This window comes from Mesorhizobium sp. HAY1-8B, assembly GCF_056868045.1.
Genome location: NZ_CP200321.1, coordinates 1,711,554 through 1,737,463, shown reverse-complemented (window position 1 = coordinate 1,737,463; position 25,910 = coordinate 1,711,554). Strand labels below are relative to the sequence as shown.

Sequence of the window (25,910 nt, the reverse complement as noted above, 5' to 3'; positions counted from 1 at the left end):
GAACGAATTCAGGCGGTTCTCACGAACCCTTCGCTCGCCCTGAGCAGATTGCGCGTATAATCCTCGGTCACGCGGTGCGCGACAAGTTGGGCGGCCGTGAGATTCTCCACCGCCTCGCCGCTTTGCATCACCATCAGCCGCTCGCACATATGGGTGATGATGGCGAGGTCGTGGCTGACCATCAGGAAGGTCAGCTTGCGCCGCCGGCGGACCTCTTCCAGAAGGTTGAGCACTTCCGCCTGCACCGAGGCATCGAGCGCCGAGGTCGGCTCGTCGAGCAGCAGGATCGACGGCTCGAGGATGAGCGCACGCGCGATCGCCACACGCTGGCGCTGGCCGCCGGACAATTGGTGCGCGTAGCGGAAGCGAAAACCGTTGCCGAGGCCGACCTCGTCGAGCGCGCGTTCGATCCGCTTTTCGCCGTCGGCAAAGCCGTGGATGGCGAGCGGCTCCTGCAGCAGGCGGTCGACGGTCTGGCGCGGGTGCAGCGAGCCATAGGGATCCTGGAAAACCATCTGCACTTCGCGGTAGAAGGCCTTGTCGCGGCGTGCGCCGAGCTTCTTGCCATTGACGGTGATGCTGCCCGAAGCGACCGGCGCGAGACCGGCGATGGCCCTGAGCAGCGTCGATTTGCCGGAACCGCTCTCGCCGACCAGGCCGAAGGATTCGCCCGACCTCACTTCAAGGCTCACGCCTTTCAGCGCGCGAAACCGGTCGAAGATCACTTCCAGCCCATCGATGGTGATCGCAGAAGTCATGCCGCCCACTCCGGCTTGCGGTCGAGCACCGGCAGCGGATGGCGCTCGAAGCCGATCCTGGGCATGCAGTTGAGCAGGCCGCGCGTGTAGGGATGCTGGGCCTGGCCGAGTTCGGAGGCCTTGAGCTGCTCGACCACCTTGCCGGCATACATGACGATGACGCGGTCGCAGAAGGACGAGACCAGGCGCAGATCATGCGAGATGAAGATCAGCCCCATGCCGCGCTCGCTGACCAATTTATCGAGGATGCCGAGCACGTCGAGTTGCACGGTGACGTCGAGCGCCGAGGTCGGTTCGTCGGCGATCATCATTTCCGGTCCGGCGATCAGCATCATGGCGATCATGGCGCGCTGGCCCATGCCGCCGGACACTTCATGCGGATGCAGGTCGAAGACACGCTTGGGGTCGCGGATCTGCACCGCCTCCAGCATGGCCAGCGCCCGCTCGCGAGCCTCGGCCCTGGAAACCCTTTCGTGCGTGCGCAGCGTTTCGACGATCTGCCGGCCGATGCTCATCACCGGATCGAGCGAATATTTCGGATCCTGCAGGATCATGGCGATGCGGTTGCCCCGCAACGCCCGGCGTTGGCGCGGCGAGATGCCGAGCAGGTCGAGGCCGTCGAAGGCCAATTTGTTGGCCGATATCCGGGCCTGCGGCGGCGTCAGTCCCATGATGGCGCGGCCAGTCTGCGACTTGCCCGAGCCGGACTCGCCGACGATGCCGAGCCGTTCGCGGCCAAGCGAGAAGGAGACGCCGCGCACCGCTTCGATCAACCCGGTGCGGGTTGGGAAAGTGACACGCAGATCCTCGACCTCAAGAAGCGCGCTCATTGGTCACCACTGCGGGGATCTAGCGCGTCGCGAAGGCCATCGCCGAGCAGGTTGAAGCCGAGGCTGACGATGAGGATGGCGAAGCCCGGGGCGCCGGCCACCCACCACTGGTCGAGGATGAAGCGGCGGCCGGACGCGATCATCGTGCCCCATTCGGGCAGCGGCGGCTGCGCGCCGAGACCGAGGAAGCCAAGGCCGGCGGCGGTCAGGATGATACCAGCCATGTCGAGCGTCACGCGGACGATCAGCGAGGAGATGCAGAGCGGCATGATGTGGCGCAGCACGATACGAGTGGGCGAGGCGCCCATCAATTGCACCGCCTTGATGTAATCGGAATTGCGCACCGTCAGCGTTTCGGCGCGCGCGATGCGGGCATAGGGCGGCCAGGAGGTGATGGCGATGGCAAGCACCGCGTTTTCGATGCCGGGGCCGAGCGCCGCCACGAAGGCCAGCGCCAGGACCAGCTTCGGGAAAGCGAGGAAGATGTCGGTGATGCGCATCAGGACGGCATCGGTCCAGCCGCCTGCGTAACCGGCGACGGTGCCGACCAGCAGACCGATGGGGGCCGCGATAATGGCGACCAGGATGACGACATAGAGCGTCCAGCGCGAACCGTAGAGGATGCGTGAAAGGATATCGCGGCCGAGGTCGTCGGTGCCGAACCAGTGCTGCTCGCTCGGCGCCAGCAGCCGCGCGTTCTTCAGATCGCCGAAGGTCGGCGAATAGGGCGCCAGCACGCCGGCAAGGGCGGCGATGACCAGCAGGGCGATGATGATCAGCAGGCCGACGAAAGCCAGCCGGTTGGCGGAAAAACGCCGCCACGCGACATAGGCGCGGCCAAGCCTTGCCTGCATGCGCGAGGCCGGCCGCTCGCTGAGCAGCCAGTCGCGCCGGCTCTGGATGGTGTCTGTACTCATCCTGTCTTCGTCCTCGGATCGAGCACGCGGTAGAGAAGATCGGACAAGAGATTGATGCCGATGAACACCGAGCCGATGACGATGGTGCCGCCAAGCACGGCGTTCATGTCGGCGTTCTGCAGCGAATTGGTGATGTAGAGGCCGATGCCCGGCCAGGAAAAGACGGTTTCCGTCAGCACCGAGCCTTCGAGCAGGCCGGCATAGGAGAGCGCGATCACCGTGACCATCGGTACGGCGGCGTTGCGCAGCGCGTGGCCCCAGATGATGCGGGTTTCCGACAGGCCCTTGGCACGCGCCGCGACAATGTATTCCTGGGCGAGTTCGTTGAGCATGAATGAGCGCGTCATGCGGCTGATATAGGCGAGCGAGAAATAGCCGAGCAACGAGGCAGGCAGGATGATGTGCCGGAAGGCGTCCCAGAAGACATCCCACTGACCCTGCATCGCCGAATCGAGGAGGTAGAAACCGGTGATCGGGGTGAAGGTGTACTCGTAGACGACGTCGAGCCGTGCCGGAAAGGCCACCCATTGCAGCTTGGCGTAGAACAGTACCAGGCCCAGCAGGCCGAGCCAGAAGATCGGCACGGAATAGCCTATCAGCCCGATGACGCGCACGATTTGGTCGATGACGCTGCCGCGCCTGACCGCGGCCAGCACACCAAGCGGCACGCCGAACAGCGCACCGATCAGCGTCCCGAGCGTCGCCAGTTCCGTGGTTGCCGGAAGCGCGCGGCGGATGTCGGTCATGACCGGATTGGTGGTCAGCACCGAGGTGCCGAAATCGCCGTTCAGCGCGCCTTTCACATAGATGTAGAACTGCTCGATCAGCGGCAGGTCGAGGCCCATCTCGCGCCGCGTGCGCTCGACGACATTGGCCGGCGCCCGGTCGCCGAGCACCGCCAGCACCGGATCGATCGGGATGACACGGCCGATGAAGAAGGTCACCGCGAGAAGACCAAGATAGGTCGTTATCGCGATGACCAGGAAACGGCCGAGCGATGATGCAAGGGCGACGGCGCGGGCGCCACCGCGCCCGCTTCCGTTTTCAACCGCACTCATGCAGCGCGTCCGCGGGCGCTATTCCTTCGAGACCGGCCCGACGAAATTGGTGTCGAAGCTCGGGCCGAGCGCGAAGCCCTTGAGGTTCTTGCGCAGGCCGGCGACTTCCAACTGCTGATGGATGACGACGAAGGGGCTGGTGTCGAGGATCTTCTTCTCGAGGTCCTTGTACATGTCGGCGCGCTTGCCTGAGTCCTTCTCCAACAGGGCCGCTTCCGTCTCCTTGGTCAGGTCCGGAATATCCCAGGCATTGCGCCAGGCGAGCGTCTTGGTCTTGCCTTCATCCGAATTGTCCGGATTCGAGGCAAAGGTCTGGGCGTTGGAGTTCGGATCGAAATAGTCCTGGCCCCATTGGCCGATATAGATGTCGTGATTGCGAGCGCGATACTTGGTCAGCGTCTGCTTGCCGTCACCCGGGATGATCTCGAGCTTGATGCCGGCTTGTCCGAGCGTCTGCTGGATCGATTCCGCCATGCCGGTCGTCGGCTGACCGGTGCGCACGTCCATGGTTACGCTGAAGCCGTCGGCCAGGCCGGCCTTGGCCAGCAATTCCTTGGCCTTGGCCACGTCAAGCTTGAACGGGTTCTCGTCCAATTCGCCAAGCACGCCCTTGGGCAGGAAGGTCTGGTGGATCTCGCCGATGCCCTTGAGGATGGTCGAGCTCAGCGCGTCGTAGTCGACCAGATATTTGAAGGCCTGGCGTACTTCGGGCTTGGCGAGGTTCGGATTCTTCTGGTTCAGGCTGATGTAATAGACCGTGCCCTTCGGCGCGCTGGTCGAGGTGAGGTCGGCGTTCTTGGCGATGGCGTCGAGATCGTTCGGCTCGAGGTTGCGGGCGACGTCGATGTCGCCGGCTTCAAGCGCCAGGCGCTGGGCCGAGCTTTCCTTCATGTTGCGATAGATGACACGGGCAAGCTTGGCTTTCTCGCCGTGATAATTATCGTTGCGCTCCATGACGACAGCTTCGTTGGCGCGCCATTCACGCAGCTTGTAGGCGCCGGAGCCAGCATAGCCGGTCTTCAGCCAGGCATTGCCGAAATCATTGTCCCATTTGTAGTCGGCGCTCGGCGTCACCGCCGCGACATGTTCCTTGACGAGCTTGGCGTCGACCACCGAAGCGACGGTTGCCGAGAGACAGTTCAGCACGAAGCTCGGCGCATAGGGCTTGTCGACGGTGAACTGGAAGGTGGTGTCGTCGATTGCCTTGGCCTTTTCGGTGACGTTGTCGCCGCTGATGCCGAACTGGTCGATGATGAAGGCCGGGCTCTTGTCGAGCTTGACGGCGCGCTCGAACGAATAGGCGACATCGGCCGCGGTGATCGGGTTGCCGGAGGCGAATTTGAGGCCGGGCTTGAGCTTGAAGGTATAGGTCAGGCCGTCGTCGGAGACGGTCCAGCTTTCGGCGAGATCGCCCTTGACCTTGGAGGTGTCGCTGAGGTCGAGGCGGACCAGCAGGTCATAGGTGTTGCCGGTGATTTCGGCCGTCGACAGTTCGAACGCCTCGCCCGGATCCATGGAGATGATGTCGTCGATCGCAAAACCTTCGACCAGCGTGTCGGCGGGCGTGACCGCCCCAGCCGGGGCTCCGGCCAAAAGCAGTGCCGACATGGCCGCGCCCGCGAGCAAGATGCGGGATCGTAGAGCAAGCTTTTCCATCATCATGGTGATTGTTCCCTTTTTTGTTGTTGACCTGAGTTCCCGGCTCAGGATTAAGGTGTTCTTTTCGAGGCCTATGATGGCCCCTTGTCCACTTACCGTCGTGGTTTTTGTCCATTTGGTCAACACCATATCCGGCGGCCTCGTGGCCGGCAACGAGCATTTACACGACGGCTCATTGAAGCAGGATGGCGGGTCGCGCGTCGACGCATAGGCCGGCCAATCGAGGCAACCGACCGAGAATAATCTGCTAATTTCGGCGTTATTTCAGTGCGGTGACCAGGCCCGCATCGGGAAAGCAGGTTGCGGCCTGACCGTTCTTGGCCTGCCACTTGCCGATCGAGCGGCGGGTCTTGAAGCCGGGCAGGCCATCGGCGCTGCCGACATCATAGCCCTTGGCTTCCAGCACCCGTTGCAGGGCGGCAATATCGGAACGGTGCAGATCGCCAACGGGGCCCCAACTGCCGGAAAAATCCTGATCGCCATGCGCGATGCGGTCGGCGCCATGGCCAATGAACAGCGCGTAGAGGTCGCTGGTGTTGTATTCCTTCAGCACGTAGAAATTGGGGGTGGCGATGAAAGCCGGTCCACTGCGGCCGGCCGGCATCAGCAGGAAGCCCTCGGCTTTCAACTCGCTCGCCGGAAACGGCTTGCCGCCGACGCGCTTGATGCCCATACCAGCCCACTCAGATATCTTCTTGCCCTGATCGGGACCTTCCAGCGAGCAGGAGACGCTCTCCGGCACGGTCACCTCGAACCCCCAGCCCCGTCCCCTCACCCAGCCATAATGGACGAGATAGTTGGCGATCGAGGCGAGCACGTCGGGCGTCGAGTTCCAGATATCGACGCGACCGTCGCCGTCGAAATCCACGGCATGCTTGAGAAAGGAGGTCGGCATGAATTGCGGCTGGCCGAGCGCACCGGCCCAGGACGATTTCATAGCGCCGACAGGGGCCAGCCCACGCTCGACGATTTCCAGTGCCGCCAAGAGCTCGGTGCGGAAGAAATCCTTCTTGGTGGACATGAACGCCTTGGTGCCCAGCACCTCGAAGGCGTCATAAGGCATCTTCGCCGCGCCGAAACCGGTCTCGCGGCCCCAGATCGCCAGAATGATCTCGCCGGGCACGCCATAGCGCTTTTCGATCGCGGCAAGCGTCCTGGCGTTGGCCGCCTCGCGCGTGCGTCCACCCGACGTCACGGCGCGAACCGTCTTTTCGGCGAAATAGGCGCCGGGCGAGCCGAACTCGGCCTGATGCTGCTTCTGCGGCGTCTTCGGCTTCTCGCCAGGCATGACAAGGTCGGGCAGCTTCAGATTGGGTTTTATGCCGTCGAAGGCGGCATCGAAGGTCTTCTTGGAAATGCCTTTCGCTTTGGCTTCGGGCCAGAGATCGTTCTGCAGCCAGGCGCGGAACTGGTCGTCGATCTTGGCGGCCGAGACCGGGGTGACGAGGAAGACACCGAGAAGCATAGCGACAAGGGCGAAGGCGATCGTACGAAGGAATGCAGTCATTCGGCAAACGTCCCCGCCAATTGCGTCAAAACGCCGTCCGCGAGCGCAGCGCCGCGGCGAGCGTGCCCTCGTCGAGATAGTCGAGTTCACCGCCGACGGGCACGCCATGCGCCAGCCTTGTCACCTTGATGTCAAAGCTGGACAGCTGGTCGGTGAGGTAGTGCGCGGTGGTCTGGCCCTCGACCGTTGCGTTGACGGCGAGGATGATTTCCTTGACCTCGCCGCCGGCGACGCGGTCGATCAGCGAGCGGATGTTGAGCTGATCAGGGCCGACGCCGTCGAGCGGCGACAGCGTGCCGCCGAGCACATGGTAGCGTACGTTCATTGCCGCCGCGCGTTCGAGCGCCCAGAGATCCGAGACGTCCTCGACGACGATGAGGGTGGCGGCATCGCGGCGCGGATCGGTGCAGATCATGCAAGGATCCGACGTATCGACATTGCCGCAGGTGGAGCAGATGCGTACCTTGTCGGCAGCCTCGCCCATGGCGGCGGCGAGCGGCGACAGAAGCTGCTCCTTCTTCTTGATCAGATGCAATGCCGCGCGCCTGGCCGAACGAGGCCCGAGCCCCGGCACTTTGGCCAGCAGCTGGATCAGGCGTTCGATCTCGGGACCGGCGATTCGCTTGGACATCGCTCTGATCTAGGATTTTTCAGAGCGCTTTGAAACATCCCGTGTCAGCGTATGGTCTGCCATGCCGCCACGAGAAGCCGTGACGATGCGAATCAGTTGACCTCGAGCGGTCGACTCTGGCTGGCGATCATCGCACCGATGGCATCGGTGTTCTCCGGCGTCGACTGGAACCCCATCGCCGCCTCTTGCGGCTCACCCTGAACCGAACTGATGACCCTCGTGTTCAAGGTTCCGCCGAAACGGGCGGCATCCGGTTCTTCCATCGGCTCCTGCATCGCGACCATCGTCTGCTTCACGGTCACACGCGTCGACTTCGCCGTGGCCACCGGGGTCGCGGTCACATAGGTCTCTTGAACCGGGGAGGTCCTGGTTTTGGGCTGCCGGGCCGGTTCCGCGGCGGCGGTCATATAGACCTGCTGCGCCGGAGCGACGCGGGACGTTTTGGCCGGGCGCGCCGGCTCGGCCGAGGCAACCATCGTCACCGGCGCGGCCGGCTTCACGATTTCGGATCCAGCCGAGGCAACCGCCACGGTCGGCTCGTCGGGCAGCGGCTGCCAGTTGCGGCCGCGCTTCTCGTAGAAGGCATTGCCACCGGCGACCATGGTGTAATGCATGTTCTTGTAGGGGAAGCGCAGGCCCGCCGTGTGGAAATACATGGTGTTCTTGAGCTTGGCCTTGCGCTCGCCCTTGAGCACAGCGTTGGCCGCTTCCTCGACATCGGGCATTGCGCGCGAATTCATCGGCCTGGTCATGACGCCCGGCGCGAATTGGCCGGGCTCACCCACCACTTCGCAGATGGTGTTGCCATGCTGGCCGGAGCGCAGGCGGTTCATCACCACGGTGCCGACAGCGATCATGCCGTCGCGGCTCGACCTGTTGGATTCGAAGAACATTGCCCTTTCCAGGCATTCCCTGTCCTTCGGCGTGTGGCTGTAAGGCCGCGAGCTCAGGAAACTCGGCGTGATGGCATCGGTCAGACTGGCGACGGACATGCCATGCGACGTCGTTTGGCTACAGGCAGCCAGGAACAGGGGAGACGTGATGACGCCGAGCAACAGCGGCGCCTTCCATCGCGTGACGATCAACAGGTTACCCTCTCACTTCGATGCCCGCCCCCAGGCTGCGGCAAGAATGAGACACTTTCGGGCAAAATGATGGCCAAAACGTTATTAACAGCGTACTGTTGCCGAAAAGGCACAATTTCGAGGCTTTCCAGATAGATCGAGCCATCATTTGACAAAAGCGATGACCGCTATCCCTTCGTTTCGCCGCAATTGTCGAGGGAAAACCGCGGCACACTTTTCCGGGGAATCGCTACCGCCCCGCCGCAATCGCGGCCGGCCGACCAGGCTCAAGCTCCTCGACTTTCTCCGAAAACAGGCCGCGCCTGAGGAACAACGACCGCGCGTTCCTGGCCGTCGGCGCGATCTTTCCCGGCCAGTCGCTATCGATGAATTCGGCCTTGGTGAAATCGGGATTCGTCTCGGAAGCCGCCTCGAGGAATTCGGCGATTTCCAGCACGATCGCACGCTCCTCCTTCGAAAGCGCCGATGTGCCGGCCTCGATCGACGGCCGGTGCACGAAATCCTCGAACAAATGGAAATAGCCCTTGATGCCGACGATATCGACGCCGTCATCGCAATCCGCGAGGATTTCCAGGATCTCATAGATCCTGTTGCGGATACGCTGCTCGATCAGTCTTTCGGACGGCTCTTCGGTCATGGGCGCATCGCCGCTGGGCTCAACTTTCGTGCATGACACTCAAAACCGCCGCACGGTTTTGGGTGTCATGCATCAGAACGGCAGTTTCATTCCCGGCGGGATCGGCAGGCCGGCGGTCAGTGCCTTGGTCTTTTCCTGCATGATCTGCTCGACCTTGGCCTTGGCGTCATTGTGGGCGGCAAGAATCAGGTCCTCGAGGATCTCGACATCGTCCTCCTTGAACAGAGACGGGTCGATCTTCAGCGACTTCATCTCGAATTTTCCGGTCAGCGTCACGTTGACCAACCCGCCGCCAGCCTGACCGGATGCTTCCAGCGTGGCGATCTCGTCCTGCATGGCCTGGAATTTGGCCTGCATTTCCTTCGCCTTGCCCATCAGGCCGAGAAGATCTTTCATGGTCCGATCCTTGTCTTGGTTTATCAGGTCTCGTCGTCATCCGCCGGCGGCTCGACCGGCACTTCCGCCTCGGTCTCGTCTGCCTCCGGCGCATCGGGAATGCGCACGTCGATGATCTTGGCGCCGGGAAAACGCGCAAGTATGGCGGCCACGGCCGGATCGCTCTTGGCATCGAGGAAGGCATTTTCGCGCTTCGTCGATTCCATTTCAGCCAGCGTCTGGCCGCCCTCTTCCTTGGATAGGGAGACAAGCCAGTTGCGGCCGGTCCAGGCGCGCAGTTTCGTTGTCAGATCGTTGAGCAGCAGCTTGGGCGCATCTTCGGTCAGGCTGACGTCGATGCGGCCGGGTTCGATGCGCACGGGACGGATGCAGCGCTTGACCAGCACCTTGAAGGCGATGTCGCGTTGTGCGTCGGCGAGGGCAACGATATCGGCCAGCGACCTGACCGGCACCTGCTGCGGCTCGGATACCGGCGCGGGCGGCGCGACGAAGGCGACCGGCGCCGGCGTGGCCTCGACCAGCCGCATGGTCTGCGCGCCACCGGACCCGGATGGCAGACGCGTCTGCGCCACCGCGCTGGCTCCACCGCCATTTCCGTTGCCGGAACCCGCAGGCGCGCCATTCGGACGCGATGCACCATTTTGTGCCGATCCGGCGCCCTCAAGCGACCGCAACGCTTCATCCAGCGTCGGCAGGTCGGCGGCATGGGCCAGCCGGATCAGCACCATCTCGGCGGCACTCACGGGCCGATTGGAGGACTGCACTTCGGGAATGCCCTTGAGCAGCATCTGCCAGGTCCGCGACAGCACCCTGACCGACAGCGCCCTGGCGAAATCGGCGCCGCGCTCGCGCTCGTCCTGCGACAGCGAAGCATCATCCATGGCGGTCGGCACGAAACGCAGCCGGGTGACAAGGTGGTTGAACTCGGCAAGATCGGTCAACACGGCGGCCGGATCGGCGCCGGTGTTGTACTGCGTGCGGAATTCGGCGAGCGCCGCCGCCACGTCGCCCTTCATCACATGTTCGAACAGATCGACGATGCGGGCGCGGTCGGCCAGGCCCAGCATGGCCCGCACGGCCTCGGCGCTGACGGAGCCTGCGCCGTGCGCAATCGCCTGGTCGAGAATGGAGAGCGAATCGCGCGCGGAGCCTTCGGCCGCGCGCGCAATCATCGCCAGCGCGTCATCGTCGACCGAAATGTCTTCCTTGGCGGCGATCGAAGAGAGATGCGCGACCAGCGATCCCGCATCGATGCGTCTCAGGTCAAAACGCTGACAGCGCGACAGGACGGTGATCGGCACTTTGCGGATTTCGGTGGTGGCGAATATGAATTTGACGTGCGGCGGCGGCTCTTCCAGCGTTTTCAGCAGGCCGTTGAAGGCCTGCGTCGACAGCATGTGCACTTCGTCGATGATGTAGACCTTGTAGCGCGCCGAGACCGGCGCATAGCGCACACGCTCGATGATGTCCCTGATGTCGTCGATGCCGGTGTGCGAGGCGGCGTCCATCTCGATGACGTCGACATGGCGTCCTTCCATGATCGCCTGGCAATGCTCGCCGAGCACGGCAAGGTCGACCGAAGGCTGGTCCACGGTCGCGGTCTTGTAATTCAGTGCCCGCGCCAGGATGCGCGCCGTCGTGGTCTTGCCGACACCCCGAACGCCGGTCAGCATCCAGGCCTGGGCAATGCGGCCGGTGGCAAAGGCGTTGGTGAGGGTGCGCACCATCGGCTCCTGGCCGACCAGCTCGGAAAAATTCGACGGACGGTATTTGCGCGCCAGCACGCGATAGGCAGCGGCCTTTCCATTCTCCGGGTCTTTTGGCTCCAGGCTTTTTGGCCCCGAATTTCCGGCTTCGCTCATTCGCCCGTTAAGCTCCAAAAGGCCGCGCCCAAAGGCGCCGATTCCTGCGCATAGTCTCGCCCGCGCTGCAATGCGTCGTCAATGTCGCGAGGAGGGCCGATGAGGTGGGAGGCTGGAACAATGACCCGTTCCGGGCTCGTTAGGGCTGCTTCCTTCCGGACCTGACCCGGTTGGCGAGTGGATCGTCCACCACCAACCTCCCGCTGTCCATATCGGCAATTGCGCGATGAAATGCAAGTGCGCAGGCGATTTGGCGCACCAAACCGTGAGAGGAACAATGATTCGCTTGCAGCCCCAGTGCCGCCGCTCTAGCGTCATCAGTTCGAGGAAACCAAGAAAAGCAAGGGAAACGCCGATGCTGCCGGGCCTGAAGGCCGGATTCATGCTGGATGCCCGGTTGGAGGCGGACAGCGAGCAGTTGATGTGGCTTGGGCTGTGCGAATTGCGGGTAATGAACGATCGCCGCTGGCCATGGCTGCTTTTGGTACCGCAGCGGCCGGGCGCGGAGGAAATCCACGACATGACGCCGCTCGACCAGGCCATGCTGACCTTCGAGACCAACATGGTGGCGCAGGCGCTCAAGAAAGTCAGCGGTTGCACCAAGATCAACACGGGCGCGCTCGGCAACATCGTGCGCCAATTGCATATCCATATCATCGCCCGGTCCGAAGGCGATCCCGGCTGGCCCGGCCCGGTGTGGGGGCACGGCCTGCGCGAGCCCTATGAGCGCTCCGACCTGCGCCGGTTTGCCGAAACGATAAGGGCGGCGCTATAAGCTCCCCTGTGTTCATTCCAAAACATGTCCATCCCAAAGAACCAGAGTCCGCATGAGCTTCAGCCTGTTTGACGCGCCCCTGCGCGAGCCGAGCCAGTTTGTCGGCTTTGCCGGCAACACCATCGACCGGCAATCCGAGAACCGCGCCGACGATTCGGTCGACAAGACGCTGGCCGATCCAACGACGCGGCTGCTGTTGATGAATGGCGGCCGGCTCTATCTGAAGTTGGGAAATGGCAGCGGCCTTGATCCCTGGTTCGGCATCTCCGAGAGCCAGCCTTTCAAGCCTTCTTTCGACCAAAGCGTCCTGCTCGGCTTTTCCGACCAAGGACCGGTGCTTGCGGTGCCGGCGGGCGTTGACGCCGAACAGCTGCCGGAGACCGTCAAGGCGATCGACTACCGGTCAGTCTACATGCAAGGGCTGATCGACGAAGCGGCCGCCGGCGCGATGGCGCAAGGGGCCGCCCTGCTCGCCTGGCACGCCAGCCACCGTTTCTGCAGCAAGTGCGGCACCCAATCGCAGATGCGGGCCGGCGGCTACAAGCGCCATTGCCCGAATTGCGGCACCGAGCATTTTCCACGCACCGACCCGGTGGCGATCATGCTGACGGCGACGCGGGAGAAATGCCTGCTTGGGCGCGGCCGGCACTTCGCGCCGGGCATGTATTCGGCGCTCGCGGGCTTCATCGAGCCGGGCGAGACGATCGAGGCGGCGGTGCGCCGCGAGACGCTGGAGGAGGCCGGCATCCGGCTCGGCCGCGTCGTCTACCACGCCAGCCAGCCTTGGCCGTTCCCCTACTCACTGATGATCGGCTGCTTCGGCGAGCCGCTCAATGAGGACATCCAGGCCGACCTCAACGAGCTGGAGGACTGTCGCTGGTTTGGCCGAGACGAGGTGCGCCTGATGCTGGCCAGGGAGCATGCCGATAATCTGGTCACGCCGCCGAAAGGGGCGATCGCGCATCACCTCATACGCGCTTGGGTCGACAGCGAATAGCCGATATTGAAAGTCATTGCAGGAGAGACAAATGATCCGCCACACCGTCGTCTTCACGCTGAAGCACGCGCCGCATTCGCTGGAGGAAAAGCGCTTCCTCGTCGATGCCAGGAAAATCCTCACCGCGATCCGGGGCGTCACGCATTTCGAGCAATTGCGGCAGATCAGCCCCAAGAACGACTATCGGTTCGGCTTCTCGATGGAGTTCGCCGACCAGGCCGCCTACACCAGATACAACGACCATCCCGACCATGTCGCCTTCGTGCGTGACCGCTGGGTGCCGGAGGTCGAGAAATTTCTCGAGATCGATTATGTGCCGCTGGGCGCGGTGATCTAGAGTTCACCGTTCACGGAAACGGCGACCCGCTCCAACTCTTTGTTTTGACGCAATTCCCAAGGGAAAGCGCTAAGCACTTCTCCTGGAATTGCCCTAGTCCGCCACCTTCCATTGCTCGCGCGACTGGCTGGCCGGATAGACGCCCAGGATGCGCACCTCACGGGAGAAGAAGCGAAGCTCGTCCAGCGCCAGCTTGACCAGCGGATCGTCGGGATGGCCCTCGATGTCGGCGTAGAAAAGCGTCGCCGTGAAAGCGCCGAGCTGGTAACTCTCCAGCTTGGTCATGTTGATGCCGTTGGTGGCAAAGCCGCCCATCGCCTTGTAGAGCGCGGCCGGCACGTTACGGACGCGGAAGATGAAGGTCGTCATCATCTTGGTGTCGGCCGTCGGCCGTTCGGCCCATTGCTTGCTCTTGGTCAGGACGACGAAGCGGGTGACGTTGGAATCGGTGTCCTCGACGTTCTCCTCGATGATGTCGAGCCCATAGAGCGTCGCGGCCAGTGCCGGCGACAGGGCGGCCATCGTGCGGTCCTTGACCTCGGAGATCATCTTGGCGGCGCCCGCCGTATCGCCGGCCACGACCGCCTTCCAGCCGTTCTTGCGGATGTATTTGCGGCACTGGCCAAGCGCATGGATGTGGCTGTGCACGGTCTTGATCTCGTCGCGGCTGACGCCGGGCAGCACCATCAACTGGAAATGGATCGGCAGGAAATACTCGCCGACGATGTGCATCCTCGATTCCGGCAAGAGATGGTGGATGTCGGCGACGCGTCCGGCGATGGTGTTCTCGATCGGGATCATGGCGAGATCGGCCTTGCCGGTCTCGACCGCGTTGAACGCATCCTCGAAGGTCGGGCACGGCAACGGCTCCATCGAGGGATAGACGTTGCGGCAGGCGGTATCGGAATTGGCACCCGGCTCGCCCTGGAAGGATATTCTGTTGGTTTTTTCAGGCATGGCGAAGGAATTTCTCAGTTTGAAAGGATGGTTCGGGCGCGCTCAAGGTCTTCCGGCGTGTCGACGCCTAGCGGCAGCGACCGGACGATCTCGGCATCGATGCGCATGCCGGCTTCCAGCGCCCGCAGCTGCTCCAGCCGCTCGCGGCGTTCCAGCGGCGACGGCTTCAGCGCGACGAAGCGCTCGAGTGCCGCGCGGCGATAGGCGTAGAGGCCGACATGGTGATAGAGCGGCCCCTCGCCCCAAGGTGCTGTGGCGCGGGTGAAATAGAGCGCCCTCAGCCTGGTGGCAGACAGCGGCGAGCCCACGATCTTGACGACATTGGAATTGGTCCTTTCCTCCTCGCGGACGATCTCGACACCGAGTGTGGCGATATCCACCGCCCCGTCCTCGAATGGCCTGAGCGAGGCGGCGATGATGCCGGGATCGATGGTCGGCAGGTCGCCCTGCACATTGACGATCGTTTCGACCTTTTGTCCAGGATCGAGCGCGACCAGCGCCTCGTGGATGCGATCGGAGCCGGATTCGTGGTCGATGCGCGTCATTACCGCCTCGAACCCATGCGCGCGCACCGCTTCGGCCACGCTTTGCGTGTCGGTCGCCACCACCACCCGGCCGAGGCCGGCTTCGGCCGCACGGCGGGCGACATGGACGATCATCGGCACGCCGGCGATGTCGGCCAGGGGTTTGCCCGGCAGGCGGGTGGAGGCCATGCGGGCCGGTATCAGGATCAAGGTGGACATCGCTATGGCAAGGCGTTCGAAAAGAGGAGGGGAAAAGTGGCAAAAGGTCTCACTGGCAGCGCCCTTATAGGTGTTGCAACGCCCGAGCAAAAGACCTAGTTTCCGCCCGATTTGACCGGCTCTGGAGGGCAGGTCTCGATACCGACGGACGGAGTGGACGGTTCGGTCCGCCGGAAAAGGGAGCAAGGGGCGTATGGATTCCAACGAAGTCAATAAACTGCTCGCCGGATTGCTCGGAACCGTTTTCGTCGTTTTCTCGGTCGGCCTGGTATCGGACGCACTGTTTGCCTCGCCGCCCCCGGAAAAGCCCGGCTTCGCCATCGAGGCGGCTGAGCCCGCCGAAGGCGGCCCGGCCGCGCCGGCTGCCGCCGCCAAGCCGATCGCCGACCTGCTGCAGACCGCTAATGTCGAGGCGGGCGCTGCCGTCTTCAAGAAGTGCCAGGCCTGCCATTCCGGCGAAAAGGGCGGCCCCAACAAGGTCGGCCCCGATCTGTGGGATCTCGTCGACCGTCCCGTCGCCGAACATGCAGGCTTCGCCTATTCGGCCGGCATGAAGGAATTCTCCAAGGGCGGCACCGAGAAGTGGACCTACGACAATATCAACCACTTCATCACCTCGCCGAAGAAATTCGTGAAGGGCACCGCCATGGGCTTCGCCGGCCTGCCCAAGGACGAGGACCGCGCCAACGTCATCGCCTATCTGCGCACGCTGTCGGACAATCCTAAGCCGCTGCCGGCACCTGGCGCCGCCGCGGACGCCAGCGCGCCCGCCAAGCCGGTCGATGCGGCCGCCCCGGCGAAGCCGGCTGAGGGCGCCGCACCGGCCAAGCCTGCTGCTCCAGCGCCGGCACCCGCCCAGTGAACAATTTGTAATCTCCACGATCTTGAAAAAGCCGGGTTCAACCCGGCTTTTTTGTTGGGAATATCCAGGGTGCGGCGACAAAGCCGGTGCATTACTGTTTTCACCAGCGCCAAATCATCTAGGATCGCGTCCTGGATGATCTGGCACGCATCGCGAAGAGGATAGTGCATGACGGTTGGCCGAATGCTTCTCAAGTCGCTGCTGGCGGCGGCCCTGCTGGCGGCGGGGTTGCAGACGACCCGAGCCGACGAGTGGCGGACCACCTCATCGCTGATCGGCCAATCCAAATATGGCGACAATTTCCAGCATTACGACTACGTCAACCCGAACGCTCCCAAGGGCGGCACGCTGAATTCGGTGGTGCTCGGCACCTATGACAGCTTCAACCCCTATATCGTCCAGGGATCGCCGGCGGCGGGTTTGGTCGGCTTCGGCGGCGGCCTGCTCTACGACACGCTGATGGAACAGGCGACGGACGAGGGCAGCACCAGCCACCCGCTGATCGCCGACGCCTATAAATATCCTGCCGACTACTCCTCGGCCACGTACCGGCTTGACCCGCGCGCGAAGTGGCATGACGGCCAGCCGATCACCGTCGACGACGTGATCTGGTCGTTCCAGGTGCTGAAGGCCAACAGCCCGCAATACAACCGGTATTTCGAGAATGTCACCGACGCGGTGGCGATCTCCGATCGCGAGGTCGAGTTCCATTTCAACCAGAAGGGCAATCGTGAACTGCCGAAGATCATCGGCGACCTCGTCGTTCTGCCGAAGCATTGGTGGGAAGGCACCGACGCCCATGGCAAGAAGCGCGACATCACCAAGGGAACGCTGGAACCGCCGCTGGGCTCGGCCGCGTACAAGATCGCCAGCTTCAAGCCAGGCTCCGAAATCGTCTGGCAGCGCGTGCCGGACTATTGGGCGGCCAAGTTGCCGGTGAAGATCGGCCGCGAGAATTTCGACACGCGCCGATATACCTACATCCTCGACGACAATGCCGCCTGGCTGGCCTTCACCAAGGGCGGACTGGAAGACATCAACCGCGAATACAGCTCCCGCAAATGGGCGACGGCCTATAATTTCCCGGCCATCCAGGCCGGCGACGTTATCAAGAAGGACTTCCAGACCCAGTCGCCACAGCCGATGCAGGGCTTCGTCCTCAACCAGCGAAGGCCGCTGTTCCAGGACCGGCTGGTCCGCGAGGCACTGACCATGCCGTTCGATTTCGAGAGCATGAACCGCACCTTGTTCTTCGGCTTCAACACCCGCACATCGAGCTATTTCCAGGGCACCGAACTGGCATCCAGCGGTTTGCCGCAAGGCAAGGAACTGGAAATCCTGGAAAAATACCGCGACAAGCTGCCGCCCGAACTCTTCACCCAGGAATTCAAGCTGCCCGTCTACGATTCGCCGCAAGCGGAGCGAAAGTACCTGAAGCAGGCTGTCGATCTCTTCGCCAAGGCCGGGTGGGTCATCAAGGGCGGCAAGATGGTCAACGCCAAGACAGGCGCGCCGTTCAAGTTCGAGATCCTCGGCTGGAACGACACCGACCAGGTAATCGCCAGCCCTTACATTGCCAATCTGCGCAAGATCGGAGTCGACGCCTCGCTGCGCATCATCGACCAGACGCAGTACATCAACCGCGTCAACAACTTCGATTTCGATGTCGTCACGGGCCTGTTCGGCCAGTCGGATTCGCCCGGCAACGAGCAGCGCGATTTCTGGAGTTCGAAGGCCGCCGACGCACCTGGTTCGCGCAATCTGATGGGCATCAAGGATCCGACCGTGGATGCGCTGGTCGACCGCATCATCTTTGCCACGGACCGCGATGATCTCGTTGCCGCCACCCATGCGCTCGACCGGGTTCTGCTGTGGAACTTCTACGTCGTGCCGCAATATCACCGGTCGGCGGTCTGGCTAGCCTATTGGGACAAGTTCAAATTTCCCGACAAGCAGCCTGCCTATGTCGGTGTCGATATCGATTCCTGGTGGATCGACGTCGACAAGGAAAAGGCGCTGGCGGCCAAGTACAAGGGCGGCAATTGATGGGGCGGCAATCGATGACGGCCCTGCCCCGCCGTGATTTTCTCGTGCTTGGCGTGGCGGCGGCGGCCGCCGCCTTGTCGCCCGCAAAGGCCTTCGCCGACATTGCGACCGGCACCAAGCTGCATGGCCTGTCCGCCTTTGGCGACCTCAAATACGGACCGGATTTCACCCATTTCGACTATGTGAATGTCGACGCACCGCCCGGCGGAATTTTCAATTTCTCGCCGCCGAACTGGGGCTACAACCAGAACACACAAACCTTCAACACGATGAACTCCTTCGCCGACAAGGGCGATGCGCCGCCGCGCATGGAGATGTGTTTCGACGGGTTGATGGTGCGCGCACTCGACGAGCCCGACGCCGTTTACGGCCAGATCGCCGACGGCGTGACACTGTCGGAAGACCGCAACTCCTTCACTTTCTCGCTCCGCCCCGAGGCGCGCTTCCACGACGGCACGCCGCTGACCGCTCATGACGCCGCCTTCACCTTCAAGCTTTACAAGGACAAGGGCCATCCCGACCTGTCGTTGTCGCTGACGCACATGGTCGACGCCGTTGCTGTCGACGACCGCACGCTGCGGCTCACCTTCTCCGGCAAGCAATCGGCCCGCACCGTGCTCAACGTTGTGGAATTCCCCATCCTGTCGAAGGCCTTCTATGCGGCCAACCCTTTCGACTCTTCGCAGTTGAACCCGCCGCTCGGCTCCAGCGCCTACAAGGTCGGCCGGTTCTCGGCCGGCGCATGGATCGAATATGATCGGGTCGCGGACTATTGGGGCCGTGATCTGCCGGTCAATCGCGGCCAGAACAATTTCGACCGTATCCGCATCGAATTCTACCAGAACCGCACCGCCGGCTTCGAAGCCTTCAAGAAGGGCGAAATCACCTACCGCGAGGAATTCACCTCGCGCGTCTGGGCGACCGCCTACGACTTCCCCGCGCTGACCGCCGGCAAGGTGGTCAAGCACGAATTCCCCGCCGAGAAGCGGCCGACCATGCAGGGAACGGCGGTCAACCAGCGACGCGAACAGTTTCGCGACGCTCGCGTGCGCCAGGCGATCGCGCTCTGCTTCGATTTCGAATGGACGCGGCGCAATTTCTTCTACGGCTCCTACGAGCGCTCGCAATCCTGCTTCGAGAAATCGGATTTTCGCGCCGAAGGTGTGCCATCAACACAAGAGCTGGCGCTGCTGGAGCGGCTGCGAAGCCAGGTGCCGGCGGAGGTCTTCGGCCAGGCCGTGGCCCAGCCGGCATCCGACGGTTCCGGTCGCGACCGCAAGCTGCTTGGCCAGGCGGCGAAGCTTCTGGCCGCAGCCGGCTGGAAACGGTCGGGCGATTTCGTCGTCAACGGCAAAGGCGGCCGGCTTTCGGCCGAATTCATGGTCGACGACGACACTTTCGTGCAGGTCTATTCGCCCTGGGTCGCCAACTTGAAGGCGATCGGCATCGATGCCACGATCCGGCTGGTGGATTCGGCCCAATACCAGGCCAGGCAGGCGACCTTCGATTTCGATCTGCTGTCAGCTGCTTTCTCGTTCAGCGCGACACCGACACGCGACGATCTCGAAGGCTTCTTCCATTCCAGGACGGCCAACCTCTCCGGTTCGCGCAATCTGCCGGGCACCTCAGACCCCGCGATCGATGCGCTGATCGACACGGTGGGCGCGGCAAAAGACCGTGAAAGCCTGACGGTCGCGATGCGAGCGCTCGACCGGGTCTTGCGCGCGCGGTGCGATTGGATTCCAAGTTGGTTCCTGGCGAATCACCGAAGCGCCTATTGGGACATGTTCGGCTTTCCCGAGCAAAAGCCCGATTTCGGCTTTCCGGTCGAAACGCTGTGGTGGTTCGATAAGGGCAAGGCGGCAAAAATTGGCAAAGGCTGAGATGTTGGTCCGCGGAGGGCAGGAAGCCTGATGGGCGCCTATATACTGCGCCGCATCCTTTTGATGATCCCGACCCTGTTCGGCATCATGGCGATCTCCTTCGCCGTCATCCAGTTCGCGCCGGGCGGACCGGTCGAGCAGGTCATCGCCAAGCTGACCAATCAAGGCGGCAGCGACCGCCTCGGCGGTGGCGGCGGCGATGCGGGCGGCTCCAACTTCGACGCCGCCGGCGACGTCAGCTCGAAATATCGCGGCGCGCAGGGGCTCGATCCGGAATTCATCAAGAAGCTGGAGAAGCAGTTCGGCTTCGACAAGCCGCCGCTCGAGCGCTTCGGCATGATGCTGTGGAACTATGCCCGCTTCGATTTCGGCAACAGCTACTTCCGCGACATCTCGGTGCTCGACCTGATCCTGGAAAAGATACCGGTGTCGATCTCGATCGGGCTCTGGATCACGCTTCTGTCCTATCTGATTTCCATCCCGCTCGGTATCCGCAAGGCGGTGAAGGATGGCTCGCCTTTCGACGTCTGGACCAGCGGCATCGTCATCGTCGGCTATGCCATTCCCGGCTTCCTGTTCGGCATCATGTTGATGGTGCTGTTTGCCGGCGGCTCGTTCTGGGACTGGTTTCCGTTGCGCGGCATCGTCTCGGACAATTGGGACCAGTTGTCCTGGCCGGCCAAGATCGCCGACTATCTCTGGCACATGACCTTGCCGCTGACGGCGCTGGTGCTGTCGGCCTTCGCCACCACCACGCTACTGACCAAGAACTCGTTCCTGGAGGAGATCCGCAAGCAGTATGTGGTGACGGCGCGCGCCAAGGGCCTGTCGGAGCGGCAGGTGCTCTACGGCCATGTCTTCCGCAACGCCATGCTGATCGTCATCGCCGGCTTCCCCGGCGCCTTCATCTCGGCCTTCTTCACCGGTTCGCTGCTGATCGAGAACATCTTCTCGCTCGATGGCCTGGGACTGCTCGGCTTCCGGTCGGTGGTCGAGCGCGACTATCCCGTGGTGTTCGCCAATCTCTACATCTTCTCGCTTCTCGGCCTGTTCGTCGGATTGTTGTCCGACCTCATGTACACCTGGGTCGATCCGCGCATCGATTTCGAGCGGAGAGACATCTGATGTCGGAGGCAAGCGTGACCGCCGGAGTGGTGCCGGAGCGGATGCCACGGCCATTCCTGTCGCCGCTCAACAAGCGCCGTCTGCAGAATTTCAAGGCCAACCGGCGCGGCTACTGGTCGTTGTGGATTTTCCTCGTCCTGTTCGTGCTGTCGCTGTTTGCCGAATTCATCGCCAACGACAAGCCGATCATCGCCTCCTACAAGGGCGAGATCCTGTTTCCGGTGCTGGTCGCCTACCCCGAGGAAAAGTTCGGCGGCTTCTATGCCGTCACCGATTATCGCGACCCGGTGATCCAGGACGAAATCAACGCCAATGGCTGGATGATCTGGCCACCGATCCGCTATTCCTACCAGACCGTCAACAACGCCATTCCGGAGGCCGCACCCGCCAGGCCGTCCTGGCAGTATGACGCCGCGAAGCGCTGCAACCAGTATCCGCAAGGGGCTGCCGACCCGGCCTGCATCGTCGGCAACTGGAACTGGCTCGGCACGGACGACCAGGCGCGCGACGTCCTGGCGCGGGTCATCTACGGCTTCCGTATTTCGGTGCTGTTCGGGCTGATCCTGACCGCGGGCTCGGCGCTGATCGGCGTCGGCGCTGGCGCCTTGCAGGGCTACTTCGGCGGCTGGACGGACCTGCTGTTCCAGCGCTTCATCGAAATCTGGTCGGCGATCCCGGTGCTCTATCTCTTGCTCATCGTCGCCGCCATCCTGCCGCCGGGCTTCTTTATCCTGCTCGGCCTGATGCTGTTGTTCTCCTGGGTGGCACTGGTCGGCGTGGTGCGGGCCGAGTTCCTGCGCGCCCGCAACTTCGAATATGTCAACGCCGCCCGCGCGCTCGGCGTGCCCAACCGCACCATCATGTTCCGGCATTTGTTACCCAACGCCATGGTGGCGACATTGACCTTCCTGCCCTTCCTGCTCTCAGGCTCGATCTCGACGCTGACCTCGCTCGACTATCTCGGCTTCGGCCTGCCGCCAGGTTCCGCCTCGCTGGGCGAGTTGCTCAAGCAGGCGCAGCGCAACCTCAATGCGCCGTGGCTCGGCATTTCCGGCTTCGTCGTCATCTCGCTGATGCTGTCGCTGCTCGTCTTTGTCGGCGAGGCAACGCGCGACGCCTTCGATCCGCGCAAGACGTTCAAATGAGCGAAGCGCCTTTGCTCAGCGTACAGGACCTCAGCGTCGCCTTCAGCCAAGGCGGCGGCCAGTCTGTCGCCGTCGACCACGTCTCCTTCGACATCGCGAAGGGCGAGACAGTGGCGCTGGTCGGGGAATCCGGCTCCGGCAAGTCGGTCTCGGCGCTGTCCGTGCTGAAGCTCCTGCCTTACCCCAGCGCCAGCCACCCCTCGGGAAAAATCCTGTTCCGGGGCACCGACCTGCTGGCGATGACCGAGAAGCAGCTGCGCCAGGTGCGAGGCAACAAGATCACCATGATCTTCCAGGAGCCGATGACCTCGCTCAATCCGCTGCACACGATCGAGCATCAGATCGTCGAGATCCTGAAGCTGCATCAAGGCATGGCCGATCGCCCGGCCAGGGCGCGCACGCTGGAACTGCTGAACGAGGTCGGCATCCGCGACCCGCAAAAGCGCCTCGACGCCTATCCCCACCAGCTTTCGGGCGGCCAGCGCCAGCGCGTGATGATCGCCATGGCGCTGGCCAACGAACCGGAACTGCTGATCGCCGACGAGCCGACGACCGCGCTCGACGTCACCGTGCAGGCGCAGATCCTCGAACTGCTCGCCGGCTTGAAAAGCCGCAAAGGCATGTCGATGCTGTTCATCACCCACGATCTCGGCATCGTGCGCAAGATCGCCGACCGGGTCTGCGTGATGACCAAGGGCAAGATCGTCGAGACCGGACCGACCAAGGAGATCTTCGCCAACCCGCAGCACCCCTATACGCGGCACCTTCTGGCGGCCGAGCCGAAAGGCAAGCCGCCGGCGGCCAATGCCGACGCCAAGCCGGTGATGACCGGCAAGGACATCAAGGTCTGGTTCCCGATCAAGCAAGGCTTCTTCCGCCGCACGGTCGACCATGTGAAGGCGGTCGACGGCATCGATGTCACCGTGCGCGCCGGCCAGACGCTGGGCGTGGTCGGCGAATCCGGTTCGGGCAAGACCACGCTCGGCCTGGCGCTGGCGCGGATGATCTCGTCGACCGGGACCATCCAGTTCAACGGGCGCGACATCAACCAGCTCACCTTCAACGCCATGCGGCCGCTCAGGCGCGAATTGCAGATCGTCTTCCAGGATCCGTTCGGTTCGCTCAGCCCACGCATGTCGATCGCCGAGATCATCGAGGAAGGGCTCAAGATCCACGAGCCGAAGCTGTCGCCCGATGAACGCGACGACAAGGTTGCGGACGTGCTGAAGGAGGTCGGCCTCGATCCGGCGACCCGCAACCGCTATCCGCACGAATTTTCCGGCGGCCAGCGCCAGCGTGTCGCCATCGCACGCGCCATGGTGCTCAACCCGCGCTTCGTCATGCTGGACGAGCCGACATCGGCGCTCGACATGAGCGTACAGGCGCAGGTCGTCGACCTCTTGCGCAATCTGCAGGCCAAGCACGACCTCGCCTATCTCTTCATCAGCCACGACCTCAAGGTCATCCGGGCGCTTGCCAACGATGTCATCGTCATGCGCAATGGTCAGATCGTCGAAGCCGGCCCTTCCCAGCAGATTTTTGAAAATCCGCAAACCGACTATACTCGGGCGCTGATTTCGGCGGCCTTCAAGATAGAGACGGCGCCAGTCGGCATCGTCAGTCAGTGATTAGAGGGACTAAACGAACAACGATGGAAAAAGGCCGCATCCTGCTTGCCGTCACTGGCTTTCACCCGCAGCGCTGGCGCGATCTGTTGTCGGCCGAGCGCGAGGTGGTTCTGGAGCCGGACGGCGCCAAGGATCCATCGATCACCTATGCGGTGGTGTGGAAGCAGAAGCCGAACCTGTTGTCGTCGCTGCCCAACCTGCGCGCCATCTTCTCGATCGGCGCCGGCGTCGACCATATTTTCGCCGATCCCGGCCTGCCCGACGTGCCGATCGTCAAGGTCGTCGCCGACAACCTCACGCAGTACATGACGGAATATGTCGTCTGGCGGGTGCTCGATCACCATCGCCACGGCCTGCTCTACCGGTCGCAGCAACCGAAGAAGATCTGGCACGAGGCGCAGCAGAGGCCGGCCGGCGACATTTCCGTTGGCATTATGGGGCTCGGCAATCTCGGCCGCGCCGCGGCCTCGGTGCTTCTTTCGCTCGGCTTTGCCGTCAATGGCTGGTCGCGCAACGACCGGCCGATGCAGGGCGTCGCGACCTATTCCGGCGAGGCCGGCTTGATCCCGTTCCTCAAGGCAACCGACATACTCGTCGTGCTCTTGCCGCTGACGCCCGACACGCAGGGCATCATCAATTATGGCGTTCTGAAGGAACTGCGCAAGCGCAACGGCCTTGGCGGCTCGGTGCTGATCAACGCCGGACGCGGCCGCCTGCAAAAGGACGCCGACATCGTGCGGGCGCTGGACGATGGCACGTTGAAGGAGGCGAGCCTCGACGTGTTCGAGGTCGAGCCGCTGCCGAAGACCAGCCCGCTATGGAGCCATCCGAAGGTGTTCGTGACGCCGCACGCCGCGGCGACCTCCGATCCGATGCACCTGGCGCCGATCATGCTGCGCCAGATGGATGCCTTCGAGCGCGGTGAGCCATTGCAGAACCTGGTCGATCGCAAGGTGGGTTACTGATCGCGTCAGCGCTCCTGCGCCATGCTTTCCAGCTTCTTCGAATGCTGCACCCCTGCCAGGTCCATCACGTGCTCCTTGCGGGCACGCTGAAGGTCCAACGGCGACTTGCCTTCGATCATCCGGGCAATGTCTTCCACAATCAGGTGGCCCATCAGTTGCCGGCCACCGCTTACCGCGGCGGCACGGTGGGGCGACAGGATGACGTTGGGCATGCCCCGCAAGGCATGATCCCTGGCCAGCGGCTCCGACGGGAACACATCGATTGCAGCGCGGATGCGCTTTGTCCGCACCGCCTCGACCAAGGCATCGAAATCGATGAGATGTGCACGGCTGACAAGGACGAGCAACGCGTTCGGCTGCAGCCTGGCAATGGTAGCCGCATCCACAAGGCCCTTGTTGGTCCTGGTCGGCGCCGCCGTCACGAAGAGCACGCGGCAGGTGCTCGCGACTTCCTCCAGGGAAGCGAGCCTGACGCCATGCTGCCTGGCCACAGACGGATCAAGCCAGGGGTCGTAGGCGGATATCCTCGGCGAGAACGGCGCCAGGAGCCGGCTGCACTCCTTGGCAATGGCGCCGAAGCCAACAAACCCTATCGCCTGTTCGAACAAGGTGAAATCGGTCGCCGGGTTGTCGTTGAGCCAATGTTCACCACCGGTACGGAACAGTTCATGTTCTTCCACGAGGCCACGCGCGCCCGACAACGCCATGGCCACCGCCATTTCGGCGACCGAGCCGCGCATGCCCGGACCAGTTGCCAGCACCTCGATGCCGCGGTCGAAACAGGAAGCGTAGTCGATGGTGTCGGGAAAGGCGCCGTAAAGCTCGATCACCGCCTTGAGTTTGGCCGCACGCTTGATCTGGGCGGCATCGAGCGTCGGCAAGGCCGAGAGATAGAAGGACATGCCGGCCAGGTTCTCATCCAGTACATGATCGGGCATGGGCTCGTTCTTCGCCCAAACCAGATCGCAAAGCTCGCCAAGTCGCCTCAGGTCAGCCTGCGTGAACAGTTCGTCAAGCTGTCGCCATTGTGGGTCAAGGACCGCAACGGGTTTGTTCATATCGACATCCTCCCTTGGAGTTGAAGCTGTTGACGCGGCATCACGCGTT

At 63.0% G+C, this 25,910-nt stretch carries 25 protein-coding genes and 1 other RNA gene; 11 read left to right on the top strand and 15 right to left on the bottom strand.

Features of this window, described 5'->3' with window-relative positions; genetic code table 11:
• Positions 1-8: 8 nt before the first annotated feature.
• From AC1VON_RS08470 to AC1VON_RS08450, 5 genes are read right to left on the bottom strand one after another with little or no spacing between them, the layout of a single operon-like run.
• Positions 9-758: an ABC transporter ATP-binding protein gene (locus tag AC1VON_RS08470; protein WP_483121488.1), complete on the bottom strand. Its 750-nt coding sequence runs from the start codon at positions 756-758 to the stop codon at positions 9-11.
• Positions 755-1,588, bottom strand: a complete 834-nt coding sequence (locus tag AC1VON_RS08465) for an ABC transporter ATP-binding protein (protein ID WP_483121487.1) — start codon at positions 1,586-1,588, stop codon at positions 755-757. The genes AC1VON_RS08470 and AC1VON_RS08465 overlap by 4 nt, the downstream gene beginning before the upstream one ends.
• Positions 1,585-2,505, bottom strand: a complete 921-nt coding sequence (gene nikC, locus AC1VON_RS08460) for a nickel transporter permease (RefSeq protein WP_483121486.1) — start codon at positions 2,503-2,505, stop codon at positions 1,585-1,587. Before nikC ends, AC1VON_RS08465 begins: the two co-directional genes overlap by 4 nt.
• Positions 2,502-3,563 carry an ABC transporter permease gene (locus AC1VON_RS08455; RefSeq protein ID WP_483121484.1) on the bottom strand — a complete coding sequence of 354 codons (1,062 nt, stop codon included), beginning with the start codon at positions 3,561-3,563 and terminating at the stop codon, positions 2,502-2,504. Before AC1VON_RS08455 ends, nikC begins: the two co-directional genes overlap by 4 nt.
• Before the next feature lie 18 nt (positions 3,564-3,581).
• Complete coding sequence (locus AC1VON_RS08450; RefSeq protein ID WP_483121483.1) at positions 3,582-5,225, bottom strand: ABC transporter substrate-binding protein; 1,644 nt, start codon at positions 5,223-5,225, stop codon at positions 3,582-3,584.
• Here AC1VON_RS08450 and AC1VON_RS08445 point away from each other — a divergent pair.
• A complete protein-coding gene (locus AC1VON_RS08445) occupies positions 5,170-5,433 on the top strand; it encodes a hypothetical protein (protein ID WP_483126413.1) in 264 nt (87 codons plus the stop codon). The genes AC1VON_RS08450 and AC1VON_RS08445 overlap by 56 nt on opposite strands.
• Positions 5,434-5,481: 48 nt before the next feature.
• On the opposite strand, the gene AC1VON_RS08440 is transcribed toward AC1VON_RS08445, so the two are convergent.
• From AC1VON_RS08440 to ffs, 7 genes are all read right to left on the bottom strand, one after another.
• Positions 5,482-6,687, bottom strand: coding sequence for a lytic murein transglycosylase (locus AC1VON_RS08440; protein ID WP_483126293.1), 1,206 nt, complete (start codon positions 6,685-6,687; stop codon positions 5,482-5,484).
• Positions 6,688-6,754: 67 nt separating this feature from the next.
• A complete protein-coding gene (gene recR, locus AC1VON_RS08435; RefSeq protein WP_483121482.1) occupies positions 6,755-7,360 on the bottom strand; it encodes a recombination mediator RecR in 606 nt (201 codons plus the stop codon).
• 92 nt (positions 7,361-7,452) lie between these two features.
• Complete coding sequence (locus AC1VON_RS08430) at positions 7,453-8,445, bottom strand: cell wall hydrolase (RefSeq protein WP_483121481.1); 993 nt, start codon at positions 8,443-8,445, stop codon at positions 7,453-7,455.
• A 229-nt stretch (positions 8,446-8,674) separates the two neighbouring features.
• The gene (locus tag AC1VON_RS08425) at positions 8,675-9,082 is read right to left on the bottom strand and encodes a hypothetical protein (protein WP_483121480.1); all 408 of its coding nucleotides are present in this window, start codon (positions 9,080-9,082) and stop codon (positions 8,675-8,677) included.
• A gap of 72 nt (positions 9,083-9,154) precedes the next feature.
• Positions 9,155-9,478: a YbaB/EbfC family nucleoid-associated protein gene (locus AC1VON_RS08420; protein ID WP_172347094.1), complete on the bottom strand. Its 324-nt coding sequence runs from the start codon at positions 9,476-9,478 to the stop codon at positions 9,155-9,157.
• Between the two features lie 23 nt (positions 9,479-9,501).
• Positions 9,502-11,340, bottom strand: coding sequence for a DNA polymerase III subunit gamma/tau (locus tag AC1VON_RS08415; protein WP_483121478.1), 1,839 nt, complete (start codon positions 11,338-11,340; stop codon positions 9,502-9,504).
• A 104-nt stretch (positions 11,341-11,444) separates the two neighbouring features.
• An RNA gene (gene ffs / locus AC1VON_RS08410) (signal recognition particle sRNA small type) lies at positions 11,445-11,541 on the bottom strand.
• A 154-nt stretch (positions 11,542-11,695) separates the two neighbouring features.
• On the opposite strand from ffs, the gene AC1VON_RS08405 reads away from it, so the two are divergent.
• The 3 genes from AC1VON_RS08405 to AC1VON_RS08395 are packed head-to-tail and all read left to right on the top strand — an operon-like array spanning position 11,696 to position 13,449.
• Positions 11,696-12,115, top strand: a complete 420-nt coding sequence (locus AC1VON_RS08405; RefSeq protein ID WP_056569830.1) for an HIT domain-containing protein — start codon at positions 11,696-11,698, stop codon at positions 12,113-12,115.
• 52 nt (positions 12,116-12,167) lie between these two features.
• Positions 12,168-13,112, top strand: a complete 945-nt coding sequence (gene nudC / locus AC1VON_RS08400) for an NAD(+) diphosphatase (RefSeq protein WP_483121476.1) — start codon at positions 12,168-12,170, stop codon at positions 13,110-13,112.
• Between the two features lie 31 nt (positions 13,113-13,143).
• Entirely contained in the window at positions 13,144-13,449 is a 306-nt protein-coding gene (locus AC1VON_RS08395; RefSeq protein WP_172347097.1) for a Dabb family protein, read from the top strand.
• A 93-nt stretch (positions 13,450-13,542) separates the two neighbouring features.
• On the opposite strand, the gene AC1VON_RS08390 is transcribed toward AC1VON_RS08395, so the two are convergent.
• Together AC1VON_RS08390 and AC1VON_RS08385 are read right to left on the bottom strand one after the other, a co-directional pair.
• Positions 13,543-14,406 (bottom strand): prephenate dehydratase, encoded by an 864-nt coding sequence (locus AC1VON_RS08390; protein ID WP_172347098.1) that lies wholly within the window; start codon positions 14,404-14,406, stop codon positions 13,543-13,545.
• Positions 14,407-14,420: 14 nt separating this feature from the next.
• Positions 14,421-15,149, bottom strand: coding sequence for a 3-deoxy-manno-octulosonate cytidylyltransferase (locus AC1VON_RS08385; RefSeq protein ID WP_483121474.1), 729 nt, complete (start codon positions 15,147-15,149; stop codon positions 14,421-14,423).
• A 193-nt stretch (positions 15,150-15,342) separates the two neighbouring features.
• Here AC1VON_RS08385 and AC1VON_RS08380 point away from each other — a divergent pair, with 193 nt between their 5' ends.
• From AC1VON_RS08380 to AC1VON_RS08350, 7 genes are all read left to right on the top strand, one after another.
• Positions 15,343-16,011, top strand: a complete 669-nt coding sequence (locus tag AC1VON_RS08380; protein WP_483121472.1) for a c-type cytochrome — start codon at positions 15,343-15,345, stop codon at positions 16,009-16,011.
• Positions 16,012-16,179: 168 nt separating this feature from the next.
• A complete protein-coding gene (locus tag AC1VON_RS08375) occupies positions 16,180-18,057 on the top strand; it encodes an extracellular solute-binding protein (RefSeq protein ID WP_483121470.1) in 1,878 nt (625 codons plus the stop codon).
• A gap of 14 nt (positions 18,058-18,071) precedes the next feature.
• Complete coding sequence (locus tag AC1VON_RS08370) at positions 18,072-19,940, top strand: extracellular solute-binding protein (RefSeq protein WP_483121468.1); 1,869 nt, start codon at positions 18,072-18,074, stop codon at positions 19,938-19,940.
• A 30-nt stretch (positions 19,941-19,970) separates the two neighbouring features.
• Positions 19,971-21,065, top strand: a complete 1,095-nt coding sequence (locus AC1VON_RS08365; RefSeq protein WP_483121466.1) for a microcin C ABC transporter permease YejB — start codon at positions 19,971-19,973, stop codon at positions 21,063-21,065.
• Positions 21,065-22,210: an ABC transporter permease gene (locus AC1VON_RS08360; RefSeq protein ID WP_044548852.1), complete on the top strand. Its 1,146-nt coding sequence runs from the start codon at positions 21,065-21,067 to the stop codon at positions 22,208-22,210. Before AC1VON_RS08365 ends, AC1VON_RS08360 begins: the two co-directional genes overlap by 1 nt.
• Positions 22,207-23,838, top strand: coding sequence for an ABC transporter ATP-binding protein (locus AC1VON_RS08355; RefSeq protein WP_172347104.1), 1,632 nt, complete (start codon positions 22,207-22,209; stop codon positions 23,836-23,838). The genes AC1VON_RS08360 and AC1VON_RS08355 overlap by 4 nt, the downstream gene beginning before the upstream one ends.
• 23 nt (positions 23,839-23,861) lie before the next feature.
• Positions 23,862-24,803, top strand: coding sequence for a 2-hydroxyacid dehydrogenase (locus AC1VON_RS08350; RefSeq protein WP_483121464.1), 942 nt, complete (start codon positions 23,862-23,864; stop codon positions 24,801-24,803).
• 5 nt (positions 24,804-24,808) lie between these two features.
• On the opposite strand, the gene AC1VON_RS08345 is transcribed toward AC1VON_RS08350, so the two are convergent.
• Positions 24,809-25,861 carry an NAD(P)-dependent oxidoreductase gene (locus tag AC1VON_RS08345; RefSeq protein WP_483121463.1) on the bottom strand — a complete coding sequence of 351 codons (1,053 nt, stop codon included), beginning with the start codon at positions 25,859-25,861 and terminating at the stop codon, positions 24,809-24,811.
• Between the last annotated feature and the right edge of the window lie 49 nt (positions 25,862-25,910).